This window comes from Idiomarina sp. H2 (assembly GCF_004364275.1).
GTDB classification, from domain to species: Bacteria; Pseudomonadota; Gammaproteobacteria; order Enterobacterales; family Alteromonadaceae; genus Idiomarina; species Idiomarina loihiensis.
The window spans coordinates 149,579-175,120 of sequence record NZ_SNZY01000008.1; the positions used below are offsets into that span (position 1 = coordinate 149,579).

Genomic DNA, 25,542 nt, shown 5'->3' on the forward strand with positions numbered 1-25,542 from the left:
AATAGTCTGCTAAATATACTGACTTTGTCGGTTAACTTTTTACCGGGTGGATGTTTTGACCGAACCATATTCTTATAAGCTTTCTGTAGCCCCGATGCTAGACTGGACCGATCGCCATTGCCGGTATTTTCATCGTCTCCTGACCAGGAGTACCTTGCTTTATACCGAGATGGTAACGACAGGTGCGATTATTTTTGGTCAGCAGGATTTTCTGGCATTCAATGCAGAGGAACATCCGGTTGCTTTGCAGCTTGGAGGTTCGGAGCCCGCGGCTATGGCCGAGTGCGCGCGTTTGGCACAAGAGCGGGGGTACGATGAGGTTAATATTAATGTCGGTTGCCCATCTGACCGAGTGCAAAATGGTAGCTTTGGCGCGTGCTTGATGGCTCAACCGGAAAAGGTTGCAGAATGCGTAAAGGCAATGAAAGCGGTAACCGATATTCCGGTTACCGTAAAAACCCGTTTGGGCATTGATGAGCAGGATTCTGATGACTTTCTATATGAATTAACCGATGCCGTTGTTGCTGCTGGTGTTGATCAACTGACTTTGCATGCCCGTAAAGCCTGGCTGCAAGGCCTTAGCCCGAAAGAAAACCGGGATATTCCTGAATTGCAGTATGAACGGGTTTACCGGGCCCAAAAAAGATACCCTGATGTCCCCGTGGCGATTAACGGCGGAATTGTCGAATTGCATGAGGTTAAGCAGCATTTAAACCAGGTCCATGGGGTGATGATTGGCCGGGCAGCCTACCAAAATCCCTGGTTACTTACTCAGCTTGATTCTTTGAGTGAAACGAAGCCGGCAGAGTTAACTCGTGAGGCTGTAGTTACCGCGATGATACCTTATATAGACAACCATATTCGACAGGGCGGGCGCGCCTGGCATGTGGCCCGCCATATGCTGGGACTGTTTCAGGGAATGACCGGAGGTAAGCGGTGGCGCCAGTATCTTAGTGTGAAAGGCCCCAGAGCTACCAGCGCCGAACAACTGCTTTATGGTGCTCTGGCTTTTCGCGATGATCACAGTCAGCACGTATCATCATTAACGTCATAAATTGACTAAAAGTTGGTGAAAAACACTAACCTGAGAAATCTTCTTTCTCTCAGTTAAAAATAAAAAGTGATTATATAACAAATGGTTAGCAACATTTAAAAAGATGGCACAACCTTTGAATTACATAGTGTGACTTAACTAACGCACTGTCATTTATTCAAAGGAGAAAATCATGAAAGCGTTAATCGTAAGTGTTGTCAGTGGTGTTATGTTGTTCAGTGCATCGGTCTCAGCTGCCGATGAGAATAGAGATTCTATCACTGCTGAGCTTCAAGCTCAGATTGCTGAAATTTCTGAAGAAGCGATGCAAAGTGTCAAACAGTCGGTTTCAGAGTCAATTGAAGAGTGGGTTATAGAGTTTTTGCCTGATTTAAAGCAAGCTGAAACTCAGATTGACCCTTCTGAACAAAAGAATAAGCAGTCTCAGTAAGGGGCACCCGTGATTTTATTAGATCAATGGTGGCTCATTTGGTTGGCGGCACCGGTATTAGGAACCTTGATTGTCGGCGCTGTCATAAGTTTCAGCGTATCAGTAATGCGGCACAGCTAGACTTTTGCTACTCTGCGTATATCTCGTATAAAAATAAAAAGAGGAATACGTATGATGAAGTCTCTGATAGCCGCTTCTGTACTGGCCGTTATTACCGGTTGTGCAACAGCGGGGCAAGCTGCAACCAACGGTTCTGAACAAGCGGAATATACCGCTAGTGACAAAGCTGAAAAATTGGCGAAGCAGTATTTACTAATAGACACACATATTGATGTACCTTATCGAATTCATGATAAGTGGGAAGATGTAACAGAGGCCACTGCAGAAGGGGATTTTGACTACCCGCGTGCAGTAGAAGGTGGCCTCGATGCCCCGTTTATGTCTATTTATATTCCGGCCTCTTATGAAGAGAGTGGCGGCAGTGTTCAGTTGGCTCATGAGCTTATCGACGGTATGGAAGCGCTTGTCGGACGTGCACCAGATAAGTTCGCAATGGCTTATAGCACTGATGATATCCGCGAAAATAAAGAGCAAGGCTTGATGTCAATTGCTTTGGGCATGGAAAACGGCACTCCTATCGAAGGCGATCTTGACAACCTGCGTATGTTCTATGAGCGCGGTATTCGCTACATTACTCTGGCTCACTCATTATCTAATCACATTTCAGACTCTTCTTATGACATTCGCCGTCAATGGGATGGCTTAAGTCCATTTGGTAAAAAATTGGTCAAAGAAATGAATAAGGTCGGGGTTATGGTTGATGTGTCGCACATTTCCGATGAGGCATTTTATCAGGCGGTTGAAATTAGTGACGCTCCGGTCATTGCGTCGCATTCGTCGCTGCGCTCTTACACTCCAGGTTTTGAACGTAATATGAGCGATGACATGCTAAAGGCCTTGGCGAAAAATGAGGGCGTTATCCAAATTAACTTTGGTTCGTCGTTTTTGGCTGAGCAGGCCAACCGTTACCGTGACATGATGAAAAAGCGTATTGCTGCGGTAAAAGAACAGTATGGCGAGGGAAGTGAAGAAGCGAAGCGCCGTATAGAAGAGATTGAAGCAAACAATCCTTATCCGTTCGCTACTTTAGATACCGTTCTGGAGCATATTGATCATGTTCGTGATTTAATCGGTGTGGAGCATATTGGCATTGGCTCAGACTATGATGGGGTTGGTGACTCTTTGCCGGTTGGACTAAAAGATGTATCTACCTATCCAAATCTTGTTCAGGGGTTGATGGACAGAGGATACTCAGATAAAGAAATTGAAATGATTCTGGGCGGTAATTTAATGCGAGTTTGGGAGCAAGTAGAAGACTACGCCAAAACACATTAAGGGCTTGACACCAGGCCGTGAATCAGTATAATTCGCGGCCACGTCTTTTGAAGTTTATCGGCTTTTGCCGTGTAGAAGACGTTCGACAACAGTCCCGATTGGGGACTGAATGCTTGACGTAGAAAAACGCACCCCCGGTATGTGCCAGGGAGGTTGCGATTTTCTGTGCTCTTTTTTAAATGCTCTTTTATTGAGGCTTTGATTTATTTATGGCTAATCAAAGAATTCGGATTCGTTTGAAAGCGTTCGATCACCGTCTGATCGACCAGTCGACTGCAGAGATTGTTGAAACTGCAAAACGCACTGGTGCTCAGGTACGTGGTCCTATCCCACTGCCAACACGGAAAGAACGTTTCACCGTGCTGACTTCACCACACGTAAATAAAGACGCGCGTGACCAGTACGAAATCCGCACCCACAAGCGTCTGATTGATATCATGGACCCTACTGACAAAACGGTTGACGCGCTTATGCGTTTAGATTTGGCAGCTGGCGTTGATGTACAGATCAGCTTGGGTTAAGTGGGCAGTAATAGGATTACACACGAGAGGTTTTAACAATGGCTATAGGTCTAGTCGGTCGTAAAGTAGGAATGACGCGTGTCTTCCAGGAAGACGGCGCTTCTGTTCCTGTTACTGTGATCGAAGTGCTGGCGAACCGTGTGACTCAGATTAAATCTGATGACACTGACGGTTACCGTGCCCTTCAAGTAACCACAGGCGAGAAGAAAGCGAGCCGTGTAACCAAGCCTTTAGCAGGTCATTTTGCTAAAGCTGGTACAGAGGCTGGTCGTGGTCTTTGGGAATTCCGCCTGCAAAATGGCGAAGGCGAAGATTACGCAGTAGGTTCTGAACTGACTGTTGATATTTTTGCAGAAGTTAACAAAGTAGACGTTACTGGTACTTCAAAAGGTAAAGGCTTTGCCGGTACTGTGAAGCGCTGGAACTTCAGCATGCAGGACGCTACTCATGGTAACTCATTATCTCACCGTGCACCGGGTTCAATCGGTCAAAACCAGTCGCCTGGTAAAGTATTCAAAGGCAAGAAAATGGCTGGCCAGATGGGTAATGAGCAAGTCACTACGCAATCACTTGAATTAGTTCGGGTTGATGCAGAGCGCAGCTTGTTGTTGATCAAAGGTGCGGTCCCGGGTGCAACCGGAAGTGATGTGATCGTTAAACCAGCGGTCAAGGCATAACGTCTGAGGAGAATAGTGATGGAATTAACATTGAAAGACGCAAAAGGCGCTCTTGAGGTTTCCGAAGCTACCTTTGGACGTGAGTTTAATGAAGCCCTTGTCCATCAAGTAGTTGTAGCTTACGCTGCAGGTGCTCGTCAGGGCACAAAAGCTCAGAAAACTCGTTCTGAAGTAGCCGGTGGTGGTAAGAAGCCTTGGCGTCAAAAAGGTACTGGTCGTGCTCGTGCAGGTACAATCCGTAGTCCTATCTGGCGTTCTGGTGGTGCGACTTTTGCAGCTAAACCGCAAAATCACAGCCAGAAAGTAAACAAAAAAATGTACCGCGGTGCGATTAAAAGCATTTTGTCGGAACTGATTCGTCAGGAACGTTTGATTGTTGTTGAGAAGTTTGGTGTTGATGAACCAAAAACAAAGCAACTGGCAGCGAAACTGAAAGAAATGGATCTGAACGATGTTTTGGTCGTGACAAAAGAAGTTGATGAGAATCTGTTCTTAGCTTCTCGCAACTTGCATAAAGTCGACGTGCGTGATGTTCAGGGTATTGACCCTGTCAGTCTGATAGCTTTCGAGAAAGTGCTGATGACTGCTGACGCCGTCAAGCAGCTTGAGGAGGTGTTATCATGATGCGCGAAGAACGTTTGCTTAAAGTGATTTTAGCACCTCACGTTTCGGAAAAATCGACTAACACTGCTGAAAATAACAACACGGTTGTTTTTAAAGTAGCTGTTGATGCGACTAAAACCGAAATCAAAGCGGCTGTCGAAAAATTGTTTGAAGTTGAAGTCAAAAACGTACGTACAGTCAACGTGAAGGGTAAAACCAAACGTACTGGTTCTCGTTTTGGGAAACGCAGTGACTGGAAGAAAGCGTATGTTGCCTTGAATGAAGGTGCTGACATTGACTTCTCAGGCGGCGCTGAGTAACAGGAGGAATAAACATGGCTGTAGTTAAAAGTAAGCCTACGTCTCCGGGTCAACGCCACGTCGTTAAAGTCGTCGGTCAGGACCTGTACAAAGGCAAGCCTTACGCACCATTGCTGGAAAAAAACAGCAAGTCTGGTGGTCGTAACAATAACGGTCGTATCACGGTTCGTCACATTGGCGGTGGTCATAAACACCACTACCGTGTAATCGACTTTAAACGTAATAAAGATGGTATCCCTGCAAAGGTTGAGCGTATTGAATACGATCCTAACCGTTCAGCGAATATCGCTTTAGTTTTGTATGCTGACGGTGAACGCCGTTACATTCTGGCTCCGAAAAACCTTTCAGTAGGCGATCGTATCCAGTCTGGTGTTGACGCACCAATCAAACCTGGTAACAGCCTGCCAATGCGCAACATCCCTGTGGGTAGTGTTGTTCACGCGGTAGAGTTACAGCCAGGTAAAGGCGCACAGATGGCTCGTTCAGCGGGTGCTTATTGCCAGATTCTTGCTCGTGACGGTGCTTATGTTACTGTTCGTTTACGTTCAGGTGAGATGCGTCGCGTTCAGTCTGAAGGTCGTGCAACTATCGGTGAAGTAGGCAACGCAGAACACATGCTGCGTCAATTGGGTAAAGCCGGTGCAAACCGCTGGCGTGGTATTCGTCCGACCGTTCGCGGTGTGGCGATGAACCCAGTTGATCACCCTCACGGTGGTGGTGAAGGCCGTACCTCTGGTGGACGTCATCCTGTGACTCCATGGGGCACGCCGACCAAGGGCTACAAAACCCGTAAAAACAAGCGTACTGATAAGTTCATCGTACGCCGTCGCAACAAATAAGAGTTGAGGATAAAACATGCCACGTTCTCTTAAAAAAGGTCCATTTATTGACCTTCACCTGCTAAATAAGGTGGAGAAAGCGTTGGAAGCCGGGGAAAAGAAGCCAATTAAAACTTGGTCCCGTCGTTCAATGATCATCCCAGATATGATCGGCCTGACAATCGCTGTTCACAACGGTCGTCAGCACGTTCCTGTCTACGTGACAGATGAAATGATCGGTCATAAATTAGGCGAATTCGCGCCAACCCGTACTTATCGCGGCCATGCTGCTGATAAGAAAGCGAAGAAACGGTAAGAGGTAGAGAGTGATGGAAGCAATTGCTAAACACCAATTTGCCCGCGTTTCAGCGCAGAAGGGCCGTTTGGTCGCAGACCAAATCCGTGGACTTCCGGTAGAAAAAGCACTGGATATCCTGGCATACAGCCCCAAAGCAGCTGCTGGCTTAATCAAGAAAGTTCTTGAGTCAGCAATCGCGAACGCGGAACATAACGAAGGTGCGGATATTGATGAACTTAAAGTGAGCCGAGTCTTTTTAGACGAAGGTCCTACTATGAAGCGCATCAAGCCACGGGCGAAAGGCCGTGCCGATCGTATCTTTAAGCGCACCAGCCACATTACTGTGGTCGTGTCAGATAGCTAGGAGATAAATTATGGGTCAGAAAGTACATCCTAATGGTATTCGCCTAGGTATCTCCAGACCATGGAATGCAACCTGGTATGCGAATACAAATGAGTTCGCTGATAACCTGCACAGTGATTTTCAGGTACGTAAGTTCCTGAACAAAGAACTGCGCAATGCATCAGTCTCTCGTATCGTTATCGATCGTCCAGCTAAGAGCGTTCGTGTGACTATTCACACAGCACGTCCTGGCGTGGTTATCGGTAAGAAAGGCGAAGACGTAGAAAAGCTGCGTAAGCAAGTTTCTAAGTTGACAGGTGCTCCTGCGCAAATCAACATCTCAGAAGTTCGTAAGCCTGAGTTGGATTCGCAGCTGGTAGCTGACAATATTGCTGGTCAGTTGGAACGTCGTGTCATGTTCCGTCGTGCTATGAAACGTGCCGTACAAAACGCCATTCGCTTGGGTGCCAAAGGTATCAAAGTTGAAGTGAGTGGTCGTTTAGGCGGCGCAGAGATTGCACGTACTGAGTGGTATCGTGAAGGCCGTGTACCGCTGCACACATTACGTGCAGACATCGACTACTCGACCTCAGAAGCGAACACCACTTACGGTATCATCGGTGTTAAGGTCTGGATTTTCCGTGGTGAAGTTCTTGGTGGACTTCCAACTGAAGAAAAGCCAGCTCCTAAGCGCGGCAAGAACCGTAAGTAAGGAGAGACGATATGTTACAACCTAAGCGTACAAAATTCCGTAAGGTTCACACAGGCCGCAACCGTGGTCTGGCGCAGTCTGGTAACAAAGTCAGCTTCGGTACTTTTGGTTTAAAAGCTACTGACCGTGGTCGTATGACCGCGCGTCAAATCGAAGCAGGCCGTCGTGCAATGACTCGTCACGTTAAGCGTCAAGGTAAAATCTGGATCCGTGTATTTCCTGACAAGCCTATTACCAAAAAGCCTTTAGAAGTTCGTATGGGTAAAGGTAAAGGTAACGTCGAATACTGGGTTGCTCAGATTCAACCAGGTCGCGTTCTGTATGAAATGGACGGTGTTCCTGAAGAGTTGGCACGTGAAGCGTTCCGCCTGGCGGCACGTAAACTGCCTTTCAAAACCACTTTTGTGACTCGGACGGTAATGTGATGAAAGCAAGTGAACTGAAAGATAAAACCGTTGAGCAGCTGCAAGAAGAGTTGTTAGGCTTGCGTCGTGAGCAGTTTAATCTGCGCATGCAGGCAGCAACTGGTCAGCTGAATCAGACTCACATGATGAAACAAGTGCGTCGTGATATCGCACGTGTTAAAACCATCTTAAATGAGAAGGCAGGTGCGTAATGACTGACGAAAAACGTGTTCGTACTCTGCAAGGCAAAGTTGTCAGCGATAAGATGGATAAAACCATCACTGTAGCTGTTGAACGTCGTGTAAAGCACCCGGTATACGGGAAGTACATCACGCGTACAACTAAAGTACATGCGCATGACGAAGAAAACCAGGTTAAAGCTGGCGATACCGTGATTGTTCGCGAATGTCGTCCGCTGTCTAAGAATAAATCTTGGACTCTGGAAGAAATCGTTGATCGCGCGACTGTTGTCTAAACGCAGATAGCGAAAAGAAATTAAAAGGCCTCCCTTGCGGAGGCTTTTTTTTTGATCTAAACCTTAATAGGTTTAGTACAAATATCTGAAATTAAATAAATTTCTTTTTAACATAAGAAATAATAAATACGTACACCAATGCGTAGTTCTCAGAGGGAGACAATTCATGTCAAAAAGTTTATTTTTTGCAGCTACTGTGCTTGCGGCAAGTCCGGTCATTGCTGCTCCTCAAGATAGTAATTCGGTTGAACAGGAAATTCAGGCATTAAAAGAACGTTTAGCTCAATTAGAGAAACGGCTTGAAGAAAAAGAAGAGCGTGAAAAAGAAGAAGTTGTTGTTGTAAAAGAACGAGAAGTAGAAAAAGGCAATGAAATTGCCAGTAACGAAAACAGTTCGAAGCGCAGAGTTGTCTACGACTCTGGAGTCCATGCACGTTTAGACGAGCTGGAAAAGAAAACGGAAGAGAATGAAAATTGGCCAATAAAGATTCATGGTGCTGTTCGTTTTCAGTATGAATACAATAATTATGACTCAGATAATGAAAACCGCGGTGGCGATTTGGATTTCGATATTTTCCGTCTGAATTTTGATGGAGAAATGGGAGGTGTCATCCTTTCTGCTGAGTATCGTTGGTTTAATTATCAGGACGTGGTCAAACACGCCTGGTTTGGTTATGACTTCACCGATAAACTGCAAGGGCAGGTTGGCGTTGTAAAAATTCCATTTGGTAACATGCCTTACAACTCTCACAGCTATTTCTTTAATAGTACTTTCTATGTTGGCCTGGAAGATGAACATGATAACGGTATTCGGTTTAAATACCGTGGCGATGAATGGGATTTCGATTTAGCTTACCTGAAATCAGACGAGCAGGGCGGCATCGACGGCTCAACATCTGATCGTACCGCGCGCTATAATTACGACACCGTGGGTATTCGGTTGCCCGGTCAGGACGCTTACGATGAACCGGGCCTGCCTGTAGGCGAAAGTAACAGCTACGCTTTCAGAACCGCGCGTAAGTTTAGCTTCAGCGATGATGAAAACTTAGAGCTTGGTGTGTCTTTGCAAGGCGGGAATTTGTATTCAGGAACGGCTGCTGAAGGCTTTACAGATGCACAGGCGTATGAGAATCAGAATGTTGGTAATCGCATGGCCTGGGCCGCACACGGTGTCTACAATAACGGACCGTGGAACGTACAGTTACAGTATTCAGACTATGACTACGATATAAAACTGGAAAACCGTGGTGTTTACATGGCAGCTTACGCTTATTACGACGCAATTCCTACTGAAGCCAAACTGTATACAGCCAACGTTGCTTATACTTTACCGGTAGATATTGGGCCTCTGACAAGCTTAACTTTCTATAATGACCACAGCTTAATGACCGATAAAATGGGTTATCAAGATGATACCTGGATGAACGTTTTAGGAGTTGCTGTTGCAGCCGGCGGCGGTTTTTATACTTATGTTGATTATGTAAGAGCAAAAAACCAACCGTTTATTGGTGGTAATACTGCAACTGATGGTGGTGAGGTCAATGACCGCTTTAACATTAACTTTGGTTACTATTTCTAAAGTGGCTTAAGTTTTCATGGCGAAGGACATGGAACCTTATGGTTCCATGTCTTTTTTATTAGGCAGGATATGCTCGTAAGAATCCCCTTCCTGACGAAAGTCTTTCGTTCGATTAAACATCTTCAGTTCTGTATGTAATGCGGCTTTAGCCATAATGTGCGCACTAATAGGTGCCGTCAAAAACAGAAATATCGCAATCAATAGCTCGTTTAGGTTAATTGACCCTTGTACCGAAGTAATAAGAATGGAAGCTATGACTATGCCGCCAATGCCTATTGTGGTGTTTTTCGTGGGGGCGTGTAAACGGGTAAAAAAGTCCGGGAGTATGGCTAACCCCAAAGAGCCAATAAAGGCGAAAATAGCGCCTAATAAGATAAAGAAAGCCGCTAGCCATTGTGACCATGCCGGTAATTGGTTTAGTGCATCCATAAGGTTTTCCTCTTTATTCTATTAAGTCGCCACGCAGTAAAAATTTACCTGCCGCGATGGTACCGACAAAACCGAACATGGCAATGAGTAATGCTGCTTCAAAATAGGTTTGCGTGTTTTGGTACATACCCAGCAACAGCAGTAAAGCCAGCGAATTAATGTAAATTGTATCCAGAGCCAGTATTCTGTCCGGTAGATCGGGTCCTTTAATAAGGCGCCAGAAATTCATTAATACCGATAGACTGAATAACAAGAAGGCAATGTGTAGTACCGTCGTTAACATTGAAATATCTCCTTCAGGCGACGCTCATAACGGTTTCGAATCGTTTTTATGACTTCTTCCGGGCTTTCTTCTGAGAATGCGTGAATAAGAATGCCTTTGCGTCCACGAGTAATTTCGCAGGATACCGTTCCCGGCGTCAGTGTTATGGTACTTGCAAGAAGAGTAACCGGAAGCTCCTCTTTCATATCCAGTGGAAAAACAAACAGCGCGGGTTTTATCGAGCGAGGTTTCCCAAGAATCATACCGGCAACCTTAAAGTTAGCCACGACAATGTCATTCAACAGAATGAAAAAATAGACGACAGCCAGGTCGGGGCGCTTAACTTTTGCAAAATTAGGCCAGGCGTCACGGAATAAAAATGGAATAAACCAGGAAAATAAAGCGCCCAGTATGATCACCCCGGGCGAAACTGAGTTAAATAATAGAACCCATAGCGTCAATAAGAAAAAAGATAACAAAGGTGTCGGAAATAGTTTTTTCATAGTAATTATTCCACTCCTTTTGTCAGCACGCGGGATGGGTACTGGTCTATGTCGTAAAGCTGTTCAGCGACATCATCGGTATAGTTGCGTATTGGGCTGGCAAATAACGTCATAACAACCGATAACGACAGAAGCATAACAACAGCAGCTCTTTTCCCTAAAGGAGCGGATTGTTCATTCGCTTTACCCGACAGTGTGTGCCAGAGCATTTTACTTCCCGCCCGGGTGACTGAAATTAGCATAATAAGAGTTGCGCCTAACATGGCTCCCCACAGCCAAAAACTGGCCCCGGTTGGGCTTGCCGATTCCATAATCATAAGTTTTCCGATAAAACCTGACAGAGGTGGTAAACCAATTATTGCTATTGCAGCAATTAAAAACATGACTGAATAAGCAGAGTGATTGGCCATTTTCTTGCCCGATACGATGCGTGATGCGGTTTTACCACGTTCGAACGCAATAAGGTCGGCCAGTAAAAATAATGCGCCAGTGATAAAGGTTGAGTGGATTAAATAAAACAGCATGGCTCCGGTTGTCGCAATTCCATTCAAGCTGTAGGTTGCGATAAGTGTGCCAATTGAAATGACGACTAAATAAGCCACAAGCAAGCGCAAGTCGCGAGCTCCGATAATTCCGATAGCGCCGGCTAGCATGGTAACGAGACCCATAACCCAAAGCCAGTCATGTGCAATGAGTGCAAGCTCATTAGCTTCAGGACCGAAAATGAGTGTGTAGACCCGAACTATGGCGTAAACCCCAACTTTTGTCATTATTGCGAATAGAGCGGCAACAACTCCGGTTGTTGTGGAATAGGCCTGAGGCAGCCAGAAGTGCAACGGCAGGATAGCGGCTTTAATGCCGAATACTATCAATAGCATCATACCACCGGCTTTAGCTAAGGCGGCCTGGTCTCCGCTTAACTGTTGAACTTGGGTAGCAAGGTCAGCCATATTCAAAGTGCCTGTAACACCATATAGAGTACCGACACTTATTAGGAAAAGTGCTGAACCTAAAAGGTTGAGTAATACGTAGTGTAAGGTTGTGCGTAGGCGAAATTTTCCTCCACCGTGCATTAATAGTGCGTAGGAGGAAATCAGAAGAACTTCGAAGAAGACGAATAAGTTGAAAATATCGCCGGTAGCAAAAGCCCCCATAATACCCATTATCTGAAACTGAAATAATGCCTGAAAGTGTGAGCCAAGATTATCTTCGGCATAACAACCGTAGATGAGCACTGGTAATGCCAATATTGCCGTTACCAGCATCATCAGAGCACTAAGCTTGTCCACCATCAGGACAATTCCAAATGGCGCAGACCAATTGCCTAAGGCATAAACAATCATCTGATCCTGATTAACCTGAACGAGCAGGGCAATAGTCAGTATTAAAGTTAATATACTGGACAGCAGGCCTATGGCTCTGCGTTTTGGCTGAGGTCTGTCTCCCCAGGGAAGAAGCTGTAGCAGCGCCGCCAGTAACGGCACCAAAATAGGAAGTATCGCCAAATGTTGTTGCCACATTAGCGGTTGCCCTCCGTGCTGTTATCTTGTTGGTTAACTTCATCCGTCCCTATCTCGCCTCGGGCGCGCACAGCCAGAATAATTGAATACGCTGTCATGGCGAAGCCGATAACGATAGCGGTGAGAACTAGTGCCTGAGGTAAAGGGTCGGCATAGGTTTCCTGCGTGCCATAAATTGGTGCGCCGTCTATTGTCAGACGACCGGTTGAAAATAGAAATAAGTTAACGGCATAAGACAGCATGGTAATGCCGACGACCACAGGAAATGAACGGCCGCGCAGAATTAGAAAAACACTGCATGCGGTTAAAATACCAACGGTAACTGAGTATAAAGTTTCCATTAATGACCCTCATGCGTTGGGCGATGACGTGTCGTCATCTTCCCGAAGTTACTTAAAATCATCATAGTAGCGCCAACAACCGTTAGGAAAACGCCAAGATCGAAGAGTAAAGCCGTTGCAAATTCAAATTTACCAACCACTGGCCAGTTTAAATAGGTAAACCAGGAAGTCAGGAAAGGCTTGCCAAACAGCCAGCTACCAAGCCCGGTAAGCGCGGCAATCAAAACGCCAAATGACATTAGAGATTGATAATTAACGCTAAAGCGTTCTTTCATCCAGTCGACACCATTGGCAATGTATTGCAGGATCATCGCCGAGGCGACTATCAGGCCTGCGATGAAACCACCACCCGGTAAGTTGTGGCCTCTTAGGAATATATAGGCAGCAACTACCATCGCCATGGGTAAAATAATGTTGGCAACAGTTGTTAACATCAACGGGTGTCTAATTCTATGCCAGGGGCGTCCGTCAATATCACTGGAAGGCATAAATGGTTTTAGCTTATTAAGCAGCTTATGAATACCTGCGGCAGCTATTGCCAGAACGGTAATTTCTCCTAATGTATCGAAACCACGAAAGTCCACCAGAATGACGTTTACTACGTTGGTTCCACCACCACCGGATTTTGCATTCGCAAGGAAAAAGTCCGAGATGCTTTCAAACGGTGAGGTCAGTATTGCGAAATTTAAGGTCGCGACAATACCACCAATAAAGCTCGCAATGATTATGTCACGAAAAACTCGGTGGCCAGAAGAGGCCCGACTGGTTTTTTGTGGCATAAAGAACAACGCCAGTATCATTAAGATAATACTGACCACTTCGACAACCAACTGAGTCATGGCAAGATCCGGGGCCGAAAAGTGCGCGAAAGCTAACGACACAACCAGTCCAACCACGGATAGCATCATCAACATCACAAAACGATTACGATGTAATGTAGCGGTGGCAAATGCTGCGGATATCAGGATGATAGCACCAACCATGCTCACCATATCAACAGGCAACTGAGGTTTGCCACCAGTTACCACGCTTAGGTCGCTTAACGAAGGAAGCAACACGACAATAACGCTGATAAGAACAAAAGCAATGTAGCGCTGCAAGGAACCTGTGTCTAAGCGGTCGTAAAAATTTGCTGCTGCATCAGAGGCTTTTTGCACGAGGCGTTCAAAATTGTGTTTAGCGTCCTGCCCGTCAAATTGGCGATTAAATGTAAACAGTTGATCGCGGGAAAGGTATATCAGAATACCGCCAACCACTGCGACTGCGCTCATTAACAGAGGCATGTTAAAGCCGTGCCAAAGCGATAGTTTTACTTCAACAGGAGAGCCGGTAACAGCGGCGGCGGCCTGATCGAGTATACCGGAGACCATAGTCATTGGTGCGACGCCGATAGCGATACAAAGGAACCCTAACACAGCAACCGGTGCAGACATCATGCGAGGAGGATCATGTGGTTTTTTGGGCAGTTCTTTATAGTCGCCGTTAAAGAAAACATCGTGAATAAAGCGAATAGAGTAAGCCACCGACAGCATGGCTCCCACAGTCGCCAAAATAGGAATAAACCATGACAGCCCACCGAATAAATGTTGCTGCAGAGCTTGATCCAGGAATAGCTCTTTAGACATAAACCCGTTAAACGGTGGTATTCCTGCCATTGAGGCCGCTACAATCATGGCAAGAGTAGCCGTTATAGGCATCAGGCTCATAAGCCCTTGCAGTTTACGCATATCACGAGTGCCGGACTCATGGTCAATAATGCCTGCGGTCATAAACAGCGCGGCTTTAAATAGAGCATGGTTAATAATGTGAAATAGCGCCGCTATCACAGCCGCCTGGGTGCCTATCCCCAGTAACATACAAATGAGGCCCAGATGGCTTACCGTAGAGAAAGCCAGCAAACCTTTAAGGTCGTGCTTTAACAGAGCAAAGTAAGCACCGACTAACATGGTAATTAAACCGGTTAATGTCACCAGGGTAAACCACAGTTCAGTCTCGGCTAATACCGGATGAAAACGTGCTAATAGAAAGATACCGGCTTTTACCATGGTCGCAGAGTGTAAGTACGCACTTACGGGAGTTGGCGCCGCCATGGCATGTGGTAGCCAAAATTGAAATGGAAACTGGGCTGACTTAGTAAAGGCTCCTAATAAAACGAGTATTAAAGCGGGTACATAGTAAGCGTGCGCTTTTATCTGGTCTGCTGCGGCGAATACAGTATCCAGTTGATAGCCACCGGCTATGTGCCCAATTATTAGTAATCCGGCTAACAGTGCCAGACCTCCGGCGCCGGTTGTTGCCAATGCCATGCGAGCACCGCGACGTGCATCACTGCTATGGAACCAATAACCAATAAGTAAAAAGGAAGAGATGCTGGTCAGTTCCCAGAAAACCCACATTAGTAAGATATTATCTGCCATAACGATGCCCAGCATCGATGACATAAATAACAGCAGGCAGGCATAAAAACGGGATTCATCGTCGTCGCTGCTTAAATAGTAGTGAGCATAGCCAATAATCAGTACGCCTATGCCTAATATGAGCCCCACGAAAAGAAGTGACAAGCCGTCCAGACGCACGGCAAAATCAAGCCCTATACCCGGTAGCCATTCCACCATTTGCTTAGGTACTTCACCGGCAAGTGTAGCGGGTAGGTACTGAAACAAAACAATTAAGCAGAAAATAGGAACAAGTAGTGTAATCCCAGTCTTTGTCGGTCGCGACGCTTGCTTAAATAATAGCGGTAAGAGCGCACCAAAGAATGGGGCAAAAATAATGAATAGCAGATTCATACCATAGAAGTCCCAAGTCAGCCTGTGCTCTTATAATAAGGTATAATTAACGGAGCAACGTAAAGTATTGAATTTACCATTGGTTCTGCTGCAATCCAACTAAACTAAACCCTTAAGATAGTGAATTCATCTTACGCCTACGAAATTTTCTGAGATTACCCTACCACTTACAAATTTTATCTGTTACACTTCGCGACCCTTTTTATAAGGGAAAAACCAAAGGCAGCACGACCCGAGAGGGTCTGTTTTTTTAACCTAAGCGGGGCACTGAAATGATCCAAATGCAAACTACCCTGGACGTTGCCGATAACTCCGGCGCGCGCAGCGTACAATGTATTAAGGTTCTAGGTGGTTCGCACCGTCGCTACGCAAACATCGGCGATATCATCAAAGTTACTGTCAAGGAAGCAATTCCGCGCGGTAAGGTGAAGAAAGGCGATGTAGTGAATGCGGTGGTCGTTCGCACCAGAAAAGGCGTCCGTCGACAAGACGGGTCGGTCATCCGTTTTGACCGCAACGCGGCTGTGTTGTTGAATAACAACCAACAGCCCATTGGCACACGTATTTTCGGGCCGGTAACTCGTGAACTGCGTTCAGAGCAGTTTATGAAGATTATCTCGCTGGCACCAGAAGTACTATAAGGAGTCAATTATGGCGGCAAAAATTAAACGTGATGACGAAGTAGTCGTCCTGGCAGGTAAGGACAAGGGCAAGCAAGGCAAAGTCCTGAAAGTTCTTACCGATAAAGATCGCGTGATCGTGGAAGGCGTCAACGTAGTCAAGAAACATCAGAAGCCAAATCCGGCTTTAGGTGAATCAGGTGGCATCGTTGAACAAGAAGCAGCAATCCACATTTCGAACGTAGCGATCCTTAACCCAGAGACAGGTAAAGCAGATCGTGTTGGATTTCGTCTTGAAGATGGCAAGAAAGTTCGCTTCTTCAAATCGAACAACGCAATCATTTAATTCAAACTTGGAGTTTTACGATGGCGAAACTGCATGATTTTTACAGAGAATCGGTAGTTCCTGAGCTTATGAAAGAGTTCAGCTACAACAGCGTCATGCAAGTCCCTCGGATTGATAAAATCACCCTTAACATGGGTGTTGGTGAAGCTCTGGCTGACAAAAAAGTACTTGATAACGCAGTGGCTGACCTAGAGGCTATCTCTGGTCAAAAGCCAATTCGTACTGTGGCACGCAAGTCTGTCGCCGGTTTCAAAGTCCGTGAAGGCTTCCCGATTGGCTGTAAAGTAACTCTGCGCGGCGAGCGCATGTGGGACTTTTTGCAACGCTTAATTTCGATTGCAATCCCACGTATCCGTGACTTCCGTGGCCTGAACCCTAAATCGTTCGATGGTCGTGGTAATTACAGCATGGGTGTTCGTGAGCAGATCATCTTTCCGGAGGTCGACTATGACAAAGTCGACAAGGTACGTGGTCTGGATATCACCATTACCACAAATGCTGGCACAGATGACGAAGCTCGTGCTTTGCTAGCTGCCTTTAACTTCCCGTTCAGAAAGTAAGGTGTAGAGTTATGGCAAAACAGTCAATGAAAGCGCGTGACGTGAAGCGAGCTAAAATCGCTTCAAAATACGCAGAAAAACGCAACGCACTGAAAACGGTCATTAATGACCCTAAAGCATCAGACGAAGAGCGTTGGGAAGCCGTACTTAAGTTGCAACAGCTCCCACGTGATGCCAGTCCGACGCGTCAACGTAACCGTTGTCGTATAACTGGTCGTCCTCATGGTTTCCTTCGTAAATTCGGCATGAGCCGAATCAAGGTCCGTGAGATGGCGATGCGCGGTGAAATTCCTGGCTTGAAAAAAGCTAGCTGGTAAGCCACGAATCACGGGAGAAAGCAAATATGAGCATGCAAGATCCAATTGCGGATATGTTCACACGCATTCGCAACGCTCAAGGTGCTAACAAAGTAACGGTTAAAATGCCGTCTTCTAAGCAGAAAGTGGCGATTGCTCAAGTTCTGAAAGAAGAAGGTTTTATTACTGGTTACAGTGCCGAGAGTACTGTTAAACCTGAGCTTGAAGTCGAATTGAAATATTTCGAAGGCAAGCCAGTAATTGAAACAATCGAGCGCGTTAGTCGGCCTGGTCTGCGTATCTATAAGAAACGCAACGAGTTGCCTAACGTAATGGGTGGCCTTGGCATCGCAGTAGTTTCGACGTCTAAAGGCCTGATGACTGATCGTGCCGCTCGCCAAGCTGGTCTTGGTGGCGAAATTATCGGTTACGTAGCGTAATTAGGAGGTAGGAAATGTCACGTGTTGCTAAAGCACCCATTGAAATTCCTGCTGGCGTTGAAGTTACGCTAAATGGCCAGGAAATCACGATTAAAGGTGCCCAAGGCTCACTGAGTCGTGTTGTAAACGATGCAGTTGAACTGGTAAAAGATGAGAGTGAGTTACGTACTAACGCCCGTGAAGGCGTTGCTAACTCAACAGCTCAAGCTGGTACGGCTCGCGCATTGTTGCAAAACATGGTGGTCGGAGTCACTAAAGGATTCGAACGTAAGTTACAGCTGATAGGTGTTGGTTACCGTGCGCAAGCACAAGGTAAAAAACTGAACTTGACGCTAGGCTTTTCGCATCCTGTGGAGTTCGAGATTCCTGAAGGAATCACAATCGATACTCCGACTCAGACTGAAGTCGTCGTTAAAGGTGCAGATAAGCAGTTAGTTGGTCAAGTTGCCGCTAACATTCGTGCATACCGTAAACCCGAGCCTTACAAAGGCAAAGGTGTCCGTTATGCTGACGAGCAAGTGCGCCGTAAAGAAGCCAAGAAAAAGTAGGGTAATACGATGGACAATAAAGCAGCTCGCTTACGTCGTGCTACTCGCGCACGTAAACAAATTAAAGAGTTGGGTGCAAATCGCCTGGTCGTTCACCGTACACCACGGCATATTTACGCGCAGTTGATCGCACCTAACGGTTCTGAAGTGCTGGCAGCCGCATCGACTGCAGAGAAAAGTGTCCGCGAAGGGCTTAAATCTACAGGTAATGTAGACGCAGCCAAAGTCGTGGGCAAAACTATCGCTGAACGAGCGATTGAAAAAGGCGTTAAAAACGTGTCTTTCGATCGTAGTGGTTTTAAATACCACGGTCGCGTAGCCGCATTAGCGGACGCAGCTCGTGAAGCCGGACTTCAGTTCTAGGAGACGAACATGGCAAATGTAGAAGCTCAAACCGGTGAACTGATAGAGAAGTTGATCACAGTAAATCGTGTAGCAAAAGTGGTTAAAGGTGGTCGTATCTTTAGCTTCACTGCACTGACTGTGGTTGGCGACGGTAAAGGTAAAGTCGGTTTTGGTTATGGTAAAGCGCGTGAAGTACCCGCTGCTATTCAAAAAGCAATGGAAAAAGCACGTCGCAATATGGTTACCGTTCAACTGAAAGGCGACACTTTACAGCATCCTGTTAAAGGACGTCATTCAGGTTCACAGGTATACATGCAACCTGCTTCAGAAGGTACGGGTATCATCGCTGGTGGTGCAATGCGTGCGGTTCTGGAAGTTTCAGGTGTTCATAACGTGCTGTCAAAGGCATATGGTTCAACCAACCCAATCAACGTTGTTCGCGCGACTATCAAAGCGTTGAACGGCATGAAATCGCCGGAGCAAGTTGCGGCGAAGCGTGGATTGCGCGTTGACGAAATACTGGGGTAGTGAACAATGGCGAAAAAGACAATCAAAGTAACACAGACGCGTAGCTCTATCGGTCGTTTGCCGAAGCATAAAGCTACACTACGTGGCTTGGGTCTCCGCCGCATTGGTCACACAGTAGAGTTGGAAGACACTGCTGCAGTCCGCGGTATGGTGAACCGAGTTAATTACATGATTAAGGTGGAGGGATAAGCGATGGAACTTAATACACTTGCTCCCGCACCTGGTGCAAAAAGCAGCAAAAAGCGCGTTGGGCGTGGTATTGGTTCAGGTCTTGGAAAGACTGGCGGCCGTGGTCACAAAGGGCAGAAATCTCGCTCTGGTGGCTCAGTCAAGCCAGGTTTCGAAGGCGGACAAATGCCAATTCAACGTCGTCTGCCAAAATTTGGTTTTACTTCTCGCAAGGCTATGGTCACTGCAGAAGTAAACTTGGCAGAAATCGCGAAGGTTGACGGTGATACCGTTGAACTGGCGACTTTGAAAGCAGCAGGTCTCGTTCGTAAGAACGTACTACACGCTAAAGTCATCAAATCTGGTGAGTTAAGTCGTGCTGTGACTGTAAAAGGTCTTAAAGTCACCAAAGGCGCTCGCGAAGCTATTGAAGCTGCTGGCGGCAAAATCGAAGGATAGAGCAAATGGCTAAACCAGGATTGGAATCAAATCGAGCGCAAGGTGGCTTGTCGGAACTTAAGCGTCGCCTGCTGTTTGTGTTAGGAGCGATTATCGTTTTCCGAGCGGGCTCCTTTGTGCCTATTCCTGGTATTGATGCCGCTGTATTAGCTCAGCTATTCGAACAGCAGAAAGATACCATCGTTGCCATGTTTAACATGTTCAGCGGTGGTGCCTTAGAGCGTGCGTCAGTATTTGCATTAGGTATTATGCCGTATATTTCGGCTTCGATTATTATGCAGTTGGCTAGCGTGGTACATCCGCGTTTGGCCGAGCTTAAGAAAGAAGGTGAGTCTGGTCGTCGTAAGATTAACCAGTATACGCGGTGGGGTACTTTAATACTGGCAACGTTCCAGTCGATTGGTATAGCTACAGGCTTGCCAAATTTGATGCCAGGACTCGTAATAGACCCTGGCTTCGGCTTCTATTTCACTGCTGTAGTGAGCTTAGTCACAGGAACCATGTTCCTTATGTGGTTAGGTGAACAGATTACTGAGCGTGGTATTGGCAACGGTATCTCTATCCTGATCTTTGTGGGTATTGTTGCAGGATTACCTTCCGCTATCGGCCAAACGGCTGAACAAGCGCGTCAAGGTGACTTGCACCTGTTATTGTTGTTATTAATTGGGGTTGTGGTTTTAGCAGTAACTTATTTCGTTGTTTTTGTGGAGCGTGGTCAACGTCGTATCGTCGTTAATTATGCGAAGCGTCAACAAGGTCGTAAGGTATTTGCTGCGCAAAGCACGCACTTGCCATTGAAAGTTAATATGGCTGGTGTTATTCCACCAATTTTTGCGTCAAGTATTATTTTATTCCCGGGTACCATTGCCACTTGGTTTGGCTCTGGTGAAGGTATGGTTGCAGACTTTTTGCAGCAAGTATCGATGACATTGTCTCCCGGTCAGCCGTTATATGTGTTATTGTACGCGGCTGCGATAATCTTCTTCTGTTTCTTCTATACTGCGTTGGTATTTAACCCTCGCGAAACAGCTGACAACTTGAAGAAGTCGGGTGCGTTTATTCCGGGGATTCGCCCAGGTGAACAAACCTCAAGATACATCGATAAAGTAATGACGCGTTTGACATTAGCAGGCGCACTGTACATTACCTTTGTCTGTTTGGTTCCGGAGTTCATGATGATTGCATGGAATGTGCAATTCTACTTCGGCGGTACATCTTTATTGATTATCGTTGTTGTTATCATGGACTTTATGGCACAGGTTCAGACTCATATGATGTCGCATCAATATGACTCTGTCCTGAAAAAAGCCAATCTAAAAGGCTACGGCCGGTAAGATTGGGTAGAACGGAGAGTAGCAATGAAAGTTCGTGCTTCCGTGAAGAAAATCTGTCGTAACTGCAAAATCATCAAGCGTAACGGTGTAGTTCGCGTTATTTGCACTGATGCTAAGCATAAGCAACGACAAGGTTGATTCGAAGGAAAGGCTTGCGGCTTAATCGCCGCAGCCTTTGAAGTATTTGCAATTCGGCAATCGGTTGAGTATCCTAACGGGCTTTTCAACTGAAGCCTACAAACTGAAGGAGACGTGTTAGTGGCCCGTATCGCTGGCATTAACGTTCCTGACAATAAGCATGCAGTCATAGCTTTGACTGCAATCTACGGTGTTGGCCGTACTCGTTCACAGCAGATTCTTGCTGCTACGGGTATCGCTGAAGACACCAAGATTGGTTCATTGTCAGAAGACAAACTGGACGCGCTTCGTGACGCTGTATCAAAGTTCGCCGTAGAAGGTGATCTGCGTCGTGAAGTATCTATGAACATTAAACGTTTGATGGACCTCGGGTGTTTCCGTGGACTTCGTCATCGTCGTAGCTTACCTCTACGTGGGCAGCGCACTAAAACAAATGCGCGCACTCGTAAAGGTCCGCGCAAACCAATCAAGAAATAGGGGGATTGAGTAATGGCTAAAACACCAACTCGCTCTCGAAAGCGCGTTAAAAAGCAGGTCGCCGATGGCATGGCTCATGTGCATGCATCTTTCAACAACACCATTATTACCATTACTGATCGCCAGGGTAACGCACTAGCGTGGGCTACTGCAGGTGGATCAGGGTTCCGTGGTTCACGGAAATCAACGCCGTTCGCAGCACAGGTTGCAGCAGAACGCGCAGGTGAAATGGCGAAGGAATACGGACTGAAAAACCTGGAAGTATTTGTGAATGGTCCAGGCCCAGGTCGTGAATCATCGATTCGTGCCCTGAACGCCGTTGGTTACAAAATCACAAATATTACCGATGTGACACCGATTCCTCACAACGGTTGTCGTCCGCCTAAGAAACGTCGCGTTTAAGGCGTGAATCGATAGTTGGAGAAAGATCATGGCTAGATATTTGGGTCCAAAGCTCAAGCTGAGCCGTCGCGAAGGAACAGATTTGTTCCTGAAGAGCGGCGTTCGCGCAATCGATTCTAAATGTAAGATCGAAACTGCACCAGGACAACACGGCGCGCGTCGCGGTCGTTTGTCAGATTACGGTGTTCAGTTGCGTGAGAAACAGAAAGTTCGTCGTATGTACGGCGTACTGGAAAAGCAATTTCGTAACTACTACAAAGAAGCTGCACGACTGAAAGGCAATACCGGTGAAAACCTGTTGCAGTTGCTGGAACAGCGCTTGGATAACGTAGTGTATCGCATGGGTTTTGCGTCAACACGCGCAGAAGCTCGTCAGCTGGTCAGTCACAAAGCAGTTGTTGTGAATGGTCAGGTAGTGAACATTCCATCGTTCAAGGTTCGTCCTGAAGATGTCGTTTCTGTTCGTGAAAAAGCGAAGAAACAGGCACGTATCGGAGCAGCACTGGAGCTTGCAGAACAACGCGAAAAGCCAGTCTGGATAGAAGTAGACAACAACAAATTGGAAGGTGCATTTAAACGTCTTCCAGAACGTAGCGACTTGTCTGCTGAAATTAACGAACAGTTGATCGTAGAGCTTTACTCTAAGTAAAGCTTAAGCATAGAGAGAGGACACAATGCAGGGTTCTGTTACCGAATTCCTAAAGCCGAGGTTAGTCGACATCGAGCAAATCAGCCCGACTCATGCCAAGGTGACACTGGAGCCTCTGGAACGCGGCTTTGGTTATACACTAGGTAATGCGTTACGTCGCATTTTACTGTCGTCAATGCCAGGCTGTGCAGTGACTGAGGTTGAAATCGATGGCGTGCTGCACGAATACAGCAGCAAAGAGGGCGTTCAGGAAGATGTCATTGAAGTTTTATTAAACCTGAAAGGGCTGGCAGTCAGCGTTGAAGGTAAAGATGAAGCAACTCTGACTTTGAATAAATCCGGAGCAGGTCCTGTAACAGCAGGCGATTTCACCCACGATGGTGATGTTGAAATCGTTAATCCTGAGCACGTTATCTGTCATCTGACAGGCGACTATGAACTTGTTATGCGAGTGAAAGTCGAACGTGGTCGTGGTTACGTGCCTGCGGCATCTCGTCAGTCCGCTGATGATGATGAACGTCCAATCGGTCGTCTTTTAGTCGACGCGTCGTTCAGCCCGGTAGAACGCATTGCATATTCTGTAGATGCGGCTCGTGTTGAACAGCGCACTGACTTAGACAAGCTGGTTATCGAAATGGAAACCAATGGTACATTGGATCCAGAAGAAGCTATCCGCCGTGCAGCAACAATTTTAGCTGAACAGTTGGATGCCTTCGTAGAACTTCGTGATATCAGTGAACCGGAAGAAAAAGAAGAGAAGCCGGAGTTCGATCCGATCCTTCTGCGTCCGGTAGACGACTTGGAATTGACTGTTCGATCTGCGAACTGCTTGAAAGCAGAAGCGATTCAGTACATTGGTGACTTAGTACAACGCACTGAGGTCGAGTTATTGAAAACTCCGAACTTGGGTAAGAAGTCGTTGACTGAAATCAAAGACGTGTTGGCTTCACGTGGTTTGTCTCTAGGCATGCGCCTTGAGAACTGGCCACCAGCCAGCTTAATTGACAACGACTAAGGTCACCTTAGTAATAGATTTACTGAGAAGGGTATAGGTATGCGCCATCGTAAGAGTGGTCGTCAACTAAATCGAAACAGCAGCCATCGTCAGGCAATGTTCCGCAACATGGCAAGCTCTTTAGTGCGTCATGAGATCATCAAGACGACTTTGCCAAAGGCAAAAGAGTTACGTCGCGTTGTTGAGCCGTTGATCACAATGGCAAAACAAGACAGCGTAGCAAATCGTCGTCTGGCGTTCGCACGCACACGTGACAAAGAGGTTGTTGGCAAGCTGTTTAATGAATTAGGCCCGCGTTATGAAGAACGCCCAGGTGGTTACACTCGCATTATGAAGTGTGGCTTCCGTACAGGTGATAACGCACCAATGGCTTACATTGAATTAGTTGGTCGCCCAGAAGTTGAAGAAGTTGAAGAAGTAGCTGAAGAAGCTGCGGAGTAAACCGCTTCGGAAAGTTAAAAAGCCGGCTGAAGTACAGCCGGCTTTTTTGTGTCTAAAACCAAGTGGTAATAACTAATTAGAGCCTTTCGTTGAAAATCTTAGCGAAGGTTTCCTTTTCCAGATAACCTTCCTTTACTAACCATTCAAGTTCCTTGCGGCTAACTCCTGACTCTTTCGCTTCCAGAGTTAAAATTCTCCAATCTTCTTTGCTAATTTCGTATGTGCCCTCTTCATCATCTGAACCAACAAAAAAGTCCTTCATAACGGCAATTAAAGCTGTTGCTGTCTCCGGTAAAGCCTTGATCGACTTAGTCAATGAAGAAAAAATTGAACTAGGTGCTTCCTGCGCTGCGGTTCTCAAAACAGACTCAGTAAAATCAGGATGGGACGCGACAGCTTTGCGTATAATAGTTTCAGCCTGATCAGGTTGACGTTGCAAAGCAATAGTAATGATATCATCAATATAAGCGGGCTCGGTTTGAATAGCTGCCTCAACAATGGCATTACATAAATCTGGGTAACGAGCTATAGCAATGTCGACGACAGTATAAGTAACTGCAGGCTCCGCTTGCATGGCGGCTATTACAATGGCGGTTACTCTACTCTCTCTGGTATCAAAAGCGGCATTAACGATATAGGCAGCATGTTCTGGGTAGTTATTAATCAGAATGCGTACAGTTCGCATAATAGAGAAGTTTTTATTGAGGTGACTTTCGATAATACTTCGGTAAGTATCTTGTAAAGTGGAAGACGAATTTTGGAGGCTGCCATCAAAAGTAGCAGCATGACTCGTTCGTATGGCGCTTGAACTAAGAGTTGCAACAAGCAAACAGGTAAAAGTTATTGATTTCCAGCGCATAAGATTTAAGCCCTTTATGTAATTCCAACTTATTAGAGTGATTCAATATAACAACAGTTCAAGGTAATCACAAAAAAACAACAAAATAGAATTAAAAACGAGCAAATCTAAGGGTTTTAGTTACAGCTGGTTGTTTTTTGTTCGGTTAAACTTTTTGATCGAAAAAGATCTTGCAAGGCTCAGAGAGATCACTATAATTCGCCGCCGTTGTCATGAGTTATCTGCAAAGTGTATTTGCAATAAATTCGGACAACGGCGTTTTGTTTTAACCGGGCTGAAAAAGCTGAAAAAAATGGGTTGACGAAACGAAAGGGACGTGTAGAATACGCCTCCCTGCTTCGAAAGAAGCAACGCTCTTTAACAATTATATCAAGCCAAGCAAACTGTGTGGGCACTTGCAGAAGTTAAGCAAAACGAAATATTTGTATTGCAACTTTTGAATGA

Annotated in this window: 39 protein-coding genes; 32 read left to right on the forward strand and 7 right to left on the reverse strand. The window is 46.1% G+C overall.

Annotated features, from left to right (window positions below; translation table 11 throughout):
• The first annotated feature begins 55 nt into the window (after positions 1 to 55).
• The 15 genes from dusA to DET62_RS11605 all read left to right on the forward strand — a co-directional run bounded on the left by dusA (position 56) and on the right by DET62_RS11605 (position 9,629).
• Positions 56 to 1,054, forward strand: coding sequence for a tRNA dihydrouridine(20/20a) synthase DusA (gene dusA, locus DET62_RS11535; protein WP_011235156.1), 999 nt, complete (start codon positions 56 to 58; stop codon positions 1,052 to 1,054).
• 172 nt (positions 1,055 to 1,226) lie between these two features.
• Entirely contained in the window at positions 1,227 to 1,484 is a 258-nt protein-coding gene (locus DET62_RS11540) for a hypothetical protein (protein ID WP_011235155.1), read from the forward strand.
• Positions 1,485 to 1,658: 174 nt separating this feature from the next.
• A complete protein-coding gene (locus DET62_RS11545) occupies positions 1,659 to 2,879 on the forward strand; it encodes a dipeptidase (protein ID WP_110013999.1) in 1,221 nt (406 codons plus the stop codon).
• A 209-nt stretch (positions 2,880 to 3,088) separates the two neighbouring features.
• On the forward strand, positions 3,089 to 3,400 hold the full coding sequence (gene rpsJ, locus DET62_RS11550; RefSeq protein ID WP_053954198.1) for a 30S ribosomal protein S10: 312 nt from the start codon (positions 3,089 to 3,091) through the stop codon (positions 3,398 to 3,400).
• Positions 3,401 to 3,438: 38 nt separating this feature from the next.
• Positions 3,439 to 4,077 carry a 50S ribosomal protein L3 gene (gene rplC / locus DET62_RS11555; protein WP_110013991.1) on the forward strand — a complete coding sequence of 213 codons (639 nt, stop codon included), beginning with the start codon at positions 3,439 to 3,441 and terminating at the stop codon, positions 4,075 to 4,077.
• 18 nt (positions 4,078 to 4,095) lie between these two features.
• Positions 4,096 to 4,701: a 50S ribosomal protein L4 gene (rplD, locus tag DET62_RS11560; protein ID WP_110013992.1), complete on the forward strand. Its 606-nt coding sequence runs from the start codon at positions 4,096 to 4,098 to the stop codon at positions 4,699 to 4,701.
• Positions 4,698 to 5,000 (forward strand): 50S ribosomal protein L23, encoded by a 303-nt coding sequence (gene rplW, locus DET62_RS11565; RefSeq protein ID WP_011235151.1) that lies wholly within the window; start codon positions 4,698 to 4,700, stop codon positions 4,998 to 5,000. Before rplD ends, rplW begins: the two co-directional genes overlap by 4 nt.
• Before the next feature lie 14 nt (positions 5,001 to 5,014).
• Entirely contained in the window at positions 5,015 to 5,839 is an 825-nt protein-coding gene (gene rplB, locus DET62_RS11570) for a 50S ribosomal protein L2 (RefSeq protein WP_011235150.1), read from the forward strand.
• A 16-nt stretch (positions 5,840 to 5,855) separates the two neighbouring features.
• Positions 5,856 to 6,134, forward strand: coding sequence for a 30S ribosomal protein S19 (rpsS, locus tag DET62_RS11575; protein WP_011235149.1), 279 nt, complete (start codon positions 5,856 to 5,858; stop codon positions 6,132 to 6,134).
• A gap of 13 nt (positions 6,135 to 6,147) precedes the next feature.
• Complete coding sequence (gene rplV / locus DET62_RS11580) at positions 6,148 to 6,480, forward strand: 50S ribosomal protein L22 (RefSeq protein WP_011235148.1); 333 nt, start codon at positions 6,148 to 6,150, stop codon at positions 6,478 to 6,480.
• Between the two features lie 10 nt (positions 6,481 to 6,490).
• A complete protein-coding gene (gene rpsC, locus DET62_RS11585) occupies positions 6,491 to 7,171 on the forward strand; it encodes a 30S ribosomal protein S3 (protein WP_011235147.1) in 681 nt (226 codons plus the stop codon).
• Positions 7,172 to 7,182: 11 nt separating this feature from the next.
• Complete coding sequence (rplP, locus tag DET62_RS11590) at positions 7,183 to 7,596, forward strand: 50S ribosomal protein L16 (protein WP_011235146.1); 414 nt, start codon at positions 7,183 to 7,185, stop codon at positions 7,594 to 7,596.
• Positions 7,596 to 7,787: a 50S ribosomal protein L29 gene (rpmC, locus tag DET62_RS11595; protein ID WP_011235145.1), complete on the forward strand. Its 192-nt coding sequence runs from the start codon at positions 7,596 to 7,598 to the stop codon at positions 7,785 to 7,787. Before rplP ends, rpmC begins: the two co-directional genes overlap by 1 nt.
• Entirely contained in the window at positions 7,787 to 8,050 is a 264-nt protein-coding gene (gene rpsQ, locus DET62_RS11600; RefSeq protein WP_011235144.1) for a 30S ribosomal protein S17, read from the forward strand. The genes rpmC and rpsQ overlap by 1 nt, the downstream gene beginning before the upstream one ends.
• A gap of 166 nt (positions 8,051 to 8,216) precedes the next feature.
• Positions 8,217 to 9,629, forward strand: coding sequence for a hypothetical protein (locus DET62_RS11605; protein WP_110013993.1), 1,413 nt, complete (start codon positions 8,217 to 8,219; stop codon positions 9,627 to 9,629).
• A 36-nt stretch (positions 9,630 to 9,665) separates the two neighbouring features.
• Here DET62_RS11605 and DET62_RS11610 read toward each other — a convergent pair whose 3' ends face one another.
• Genes DET62_RS11610 through DET62_RS11635 form a run of 6 tightly spaced genes read right to left on the reverse strand, consistent with a single transcriptional unit; the run spans position 9,666 to position 15,473 of the window.
• Positions 9,666 to 10,058 (reverse strand): Na+/H+ antiporter subunit G, encoded by a 393-nt coding sequence (locus DET62_RS11610; protein ID WP_011235142.1) that lies wholly within the window; start codon positions 10,056 to 10,058, stop codon positions 9,666 to 9,668.
• Positions 10,059 to 10,071: 13 nt separating this feature from the next.
• Complete coding sequence (locus tag DET62_RS11615; protein ID WP_011235141.1) at positions 10,072 to 10,341, reverse strand: K+/H+ antiporter subunit F; 270 nt, start codon at positions 10,339 to 10,341, stop codon at positions 10,072 to 10,074.
• On the reverse strand, positions 10,335 to 10,823 hold the full coding sequence (locus tag DET62_RS11620) for a Na+/H+ antiporter subunit E (protein ID WP_011235140.1): 489 nt from the start codon (positions 10,821 to 10,823) through the stop codon (positions 10,335 to 10,337). Before DET62_RS11620 ends, DET62_RS11615 begins: the two co-directional genes overlap by 7 nt.
• Positions 10,824 to 10,828: 5 nt before the next feature.
• A complete protein-coding gene (locus DET62_RS11625) occupies positions 10,829 to 12,343 on the reverse strand; it encodes a monovalent cation/H+ antiporter subunit D (protein ID WP_110013994.1) in 1,515 nt (504 codons plus the stop codon).
• Positions 12,343 to 12,684, reverse strand: a complete 342-nt coding sequence (locus tag DET62_RS11630) for a Na+/H+ antiporter subunit C (RefSeq protein WP_011235138.1) — start codon at positions 12,682 to 12,684, stop codon at positions 12,343 to 12,345. Before DET62_RS11630 ends, DET62_RS11625 begins: the two co-directional genes overlap by 1 nt.
• A complete protein-coding gene (locus DET62_RS11635; RefSeq protein ID WP_110013995.1) occupies positions 12,684 to 15,473 on the reverse strand; it encodes a monovalent cation/H+ antiporter subunit A in 2,790 nt (929 codons plus the stop codon). Before DET62_RS11635 ends, DET62_RS11630 begins: the two co-directional genes overlap by 1 nt.
• A gap of 272 nt (positions 15,474 to 15,745) precedes the next feature.
• Here DET62_RS11635 and rplN point away from each other — a divergent pair, with 272 nt between their 5' ends.
• The 17 genes from rplN to rplQ all read left to right on the forward strand — a co-directional run bounded on the left by rplN (position 15,746) and on the right by rplQ (position 24,239).
• Complete coding sequence (gene rplN / locus DET62_RS11640) at positions 15,746 to 16,114, forward strand: 50S ribosomal protein L14 (protein ID WP_006956444.1); 369 nt, start codon at positions 15,746 to 15,748, stop codon at positions 16,112 to 16,114.
• 10 nt (positions 16,115 to 16,124) lie between these two features.
• Positions 16,125 to 16,439, forward strand: a complete 315-nt coding sequence (rplX, locus tag DET62_RS11645; protein ID WP_011235136.1) for a 50S ribosomal protein L24 — start codon at positions 16,125 to 16,127, stop codon at positions 16,437 to 16,439.
• 20 nt (positions 16,440 to 16,459) lie between these two features.
• Complete coding sequence (rplE, locus tag DET62_RS11650) at positions 16,460 to 16,999, forward strand: 50S ribosomal protein L5 (RefSeq protein WP_011235135.1); 540 nt, start codon at positions 16,460 to 16,462, stop codon at positions 16,997 to 16,999.
• Positions 17,000 to 17,010: 11 nt separating this feature from the next.
• Positions 17,011 to 17,316 carry a 30S ribosomal protein S14 gene (rpsN, locus tag DET62_RS11655; protein ID WP_011235134.1) on the forward strand — a complete coding sequence of 102 codons (306 nt, stop codon included), beginning with the start codon at positions 17,011 to 17,013 and terminating at the stop codon, positions 17,314 to 17,316.
• 26 nt (positions 17,317 to 17,342) lie between these two features.
• Positions 17,343 to 17,735 carry a 30S ribosomal protein S8 gene (gene rpsH, locus DET62_RS11660; protein WP_011235133.1) on the forward strand — a complete coding sequence of 131 codons (393 nt, stop codon included), beginning with the start codon at positions 17,343 to 17,345 and terminating at the stop codon, positions 17,733 to 17,735.
• Between the two features lie 14 nt (positions 17,736 to 17,749).
• Positions 17,750 to 18,283, forward strand: coding sequence for a 50S ribosomal protein L6 (gene rplF, locus DET62_RS11665; protein WP_034822546.1), 534 nt, complete (start codon positions 17,750 to 17,752; stop codon positions 18,281 to 18,283).
• A gap of 9 nt (positions 18,284 to 18,292) precedes the next feature.
• Positions 18,293 to 18,646, forward strand: coding sequence for a 50S ribosomal protein L18 (rplR, locus tag DET62_RS11670; RefSeq protein ID WP_011235131.1), 354 nt, complete (start codon positions 18,293 to 18,295; stop codon positions 18,644 to 18,646).
• A 9-nt stretch (positions 18,647 to 18,655) separates the two neighbouring features.
• Complete coding sequence (gene rpsE, locus DET62_RS11675; protein WP_011235130.1) at positions 18,656 to 19,156, forward strand: 30S ribosomal protein S5; 501 nt, start codon at positions 18,656 to 18,658, stop codon at positions 19,154 to 19,156.
• A gap of 6 nt (positions 19,157 to 19,162) precedes the next feature.
• Positions 19,163 to 19,345 (forward strand): 50S ribosomal protein L30, encoded by a 183-nt coding sequence (rpmD, locus tag DET62_RS11680; RefSeq protein ID WP_011235129.1) that lies wholly within the window; start codon positions 19,163 to 19,165, stop codon positions 19,343 to 19,345.
• Positions 19,346 to 19,348: 3 nt separating this feature from the next.
• A complete protein-coding gene (gene rplO, locus DET62_RS11685) occupies positions 19,349 to 19,783 on the forward strand; it encodes a 50S ribosomal protein L15 (RefSeq protein ID WP_011235128.1) in 435 nt (144 codons plus the stop codon).
• Between the two features lie 5 nt (positions 19,784 to 19,788).
• On the forward strand, positions 19,789 to 21,117 hold the full coding sequence (gene secY / locus DET62_RS11690; protein ID WP_011235127.1) for a preprotein translocase subunit SecY: 1,329 nt from the start codon (positions 19,789 to 19,791) through the stop codon (positions 21,115 to 21,117).
• 24 nt (positions 21,118 to 21,141) lie between these two features.
• On the forward strand, positions 21,142 to 21,255 hold the full coding sequence (gene rpmJ / locus DET62_RS11695; protein WP_006956433.1) for a 50S ribosomal protein L36: 114 nt from the start codon (positions 21,142 to 21,144) through the stop codon (positions 21,253 to 21,255).
• 120 nt (positions 21,256 to 21,375) lie between these two features.
• The gene (gene rpsM, locus DET62_RS11700) at positions 21,376 to 21,732 is read left to right on the forward strand and encodes a 30S ribosomal protein S13 (protein WP_011235126.1); all 357 of its coding nucleotides are present in this window, start codon (positions 21,376 to 21,378) and stop codon (positions 21,730 to 21,732) included.
• A gap of 12 nt (positions 21,733 to 21,744) precedes the next feature.
• Positions 21,745 to 22,134, forward strand: coding sequence for a 30S ribosomal protein S11 (gene rpsK / locus DET62_RS11705; protein WP_011235125.1), 390 nt, complete (start codon positions 21,745 to 21,747; stop codon positions 22,132 to 22,134).
• 28 nt (positions 22,135 to 22,162) lie between these two features.
• On the forward strand, positions 22,163 to 22,783 hold the full coding sequence (rpsD, locus tag DET62_RS11710) for a 30S ribosomal protein S4 (RefSeq protein WP_011235124.1): 621 nt from the start codon (positions 22,163 to 22,165) through the stop codon (positions 22,781 to 22,783).
• 25 nt (positions 22,784 to 22,808) lie between these two features.
• Positions 22,809 to 23,798, forward strand: a complete 990-nt coding sequence (gene rpoA, locus DET62_RS11715; RefSeq protein ID WP_011235123.1) for a DNA-directed RNA polymerase subunit alpha — start codon at positions 22,809 to 22,811, stop codon at positions 23,796 to 23,798.
• 39 nt (positions 23,799 to 23,837) lie between these two features.
• Positions 23,838 to 24,239, forward strand: a complete 402-nt coding sequence (rplQ, locus tag DET62_RS11720; RefSeq protein ID WP_011235122.1) for a 50S ribosomal protein L17 — start codon at positions 23,838 to 23,840, stop codon at positions 24,237 to 24,239.
• A 76-nt stretch (positions 24,240 to 24,315) separates the two neighbouring features.
• Here the strand turns inward: rplQ and DET62_RS11725 are convergent, their stop codons facing one another.
• Positions 24,316 to 25,098 (reverse strand): hypothetical protein, encoded by a 783-nt coding sequence (locus DET62_RS11725; RefSeq protein WP_034823220.1) that lies wholly within the window; start codon positions 25,096 to 25,098, stop codon positions 24,316 to 24,318.
• Positions 25,099 to 25,542: the final 444 nt, after the last annotated feature.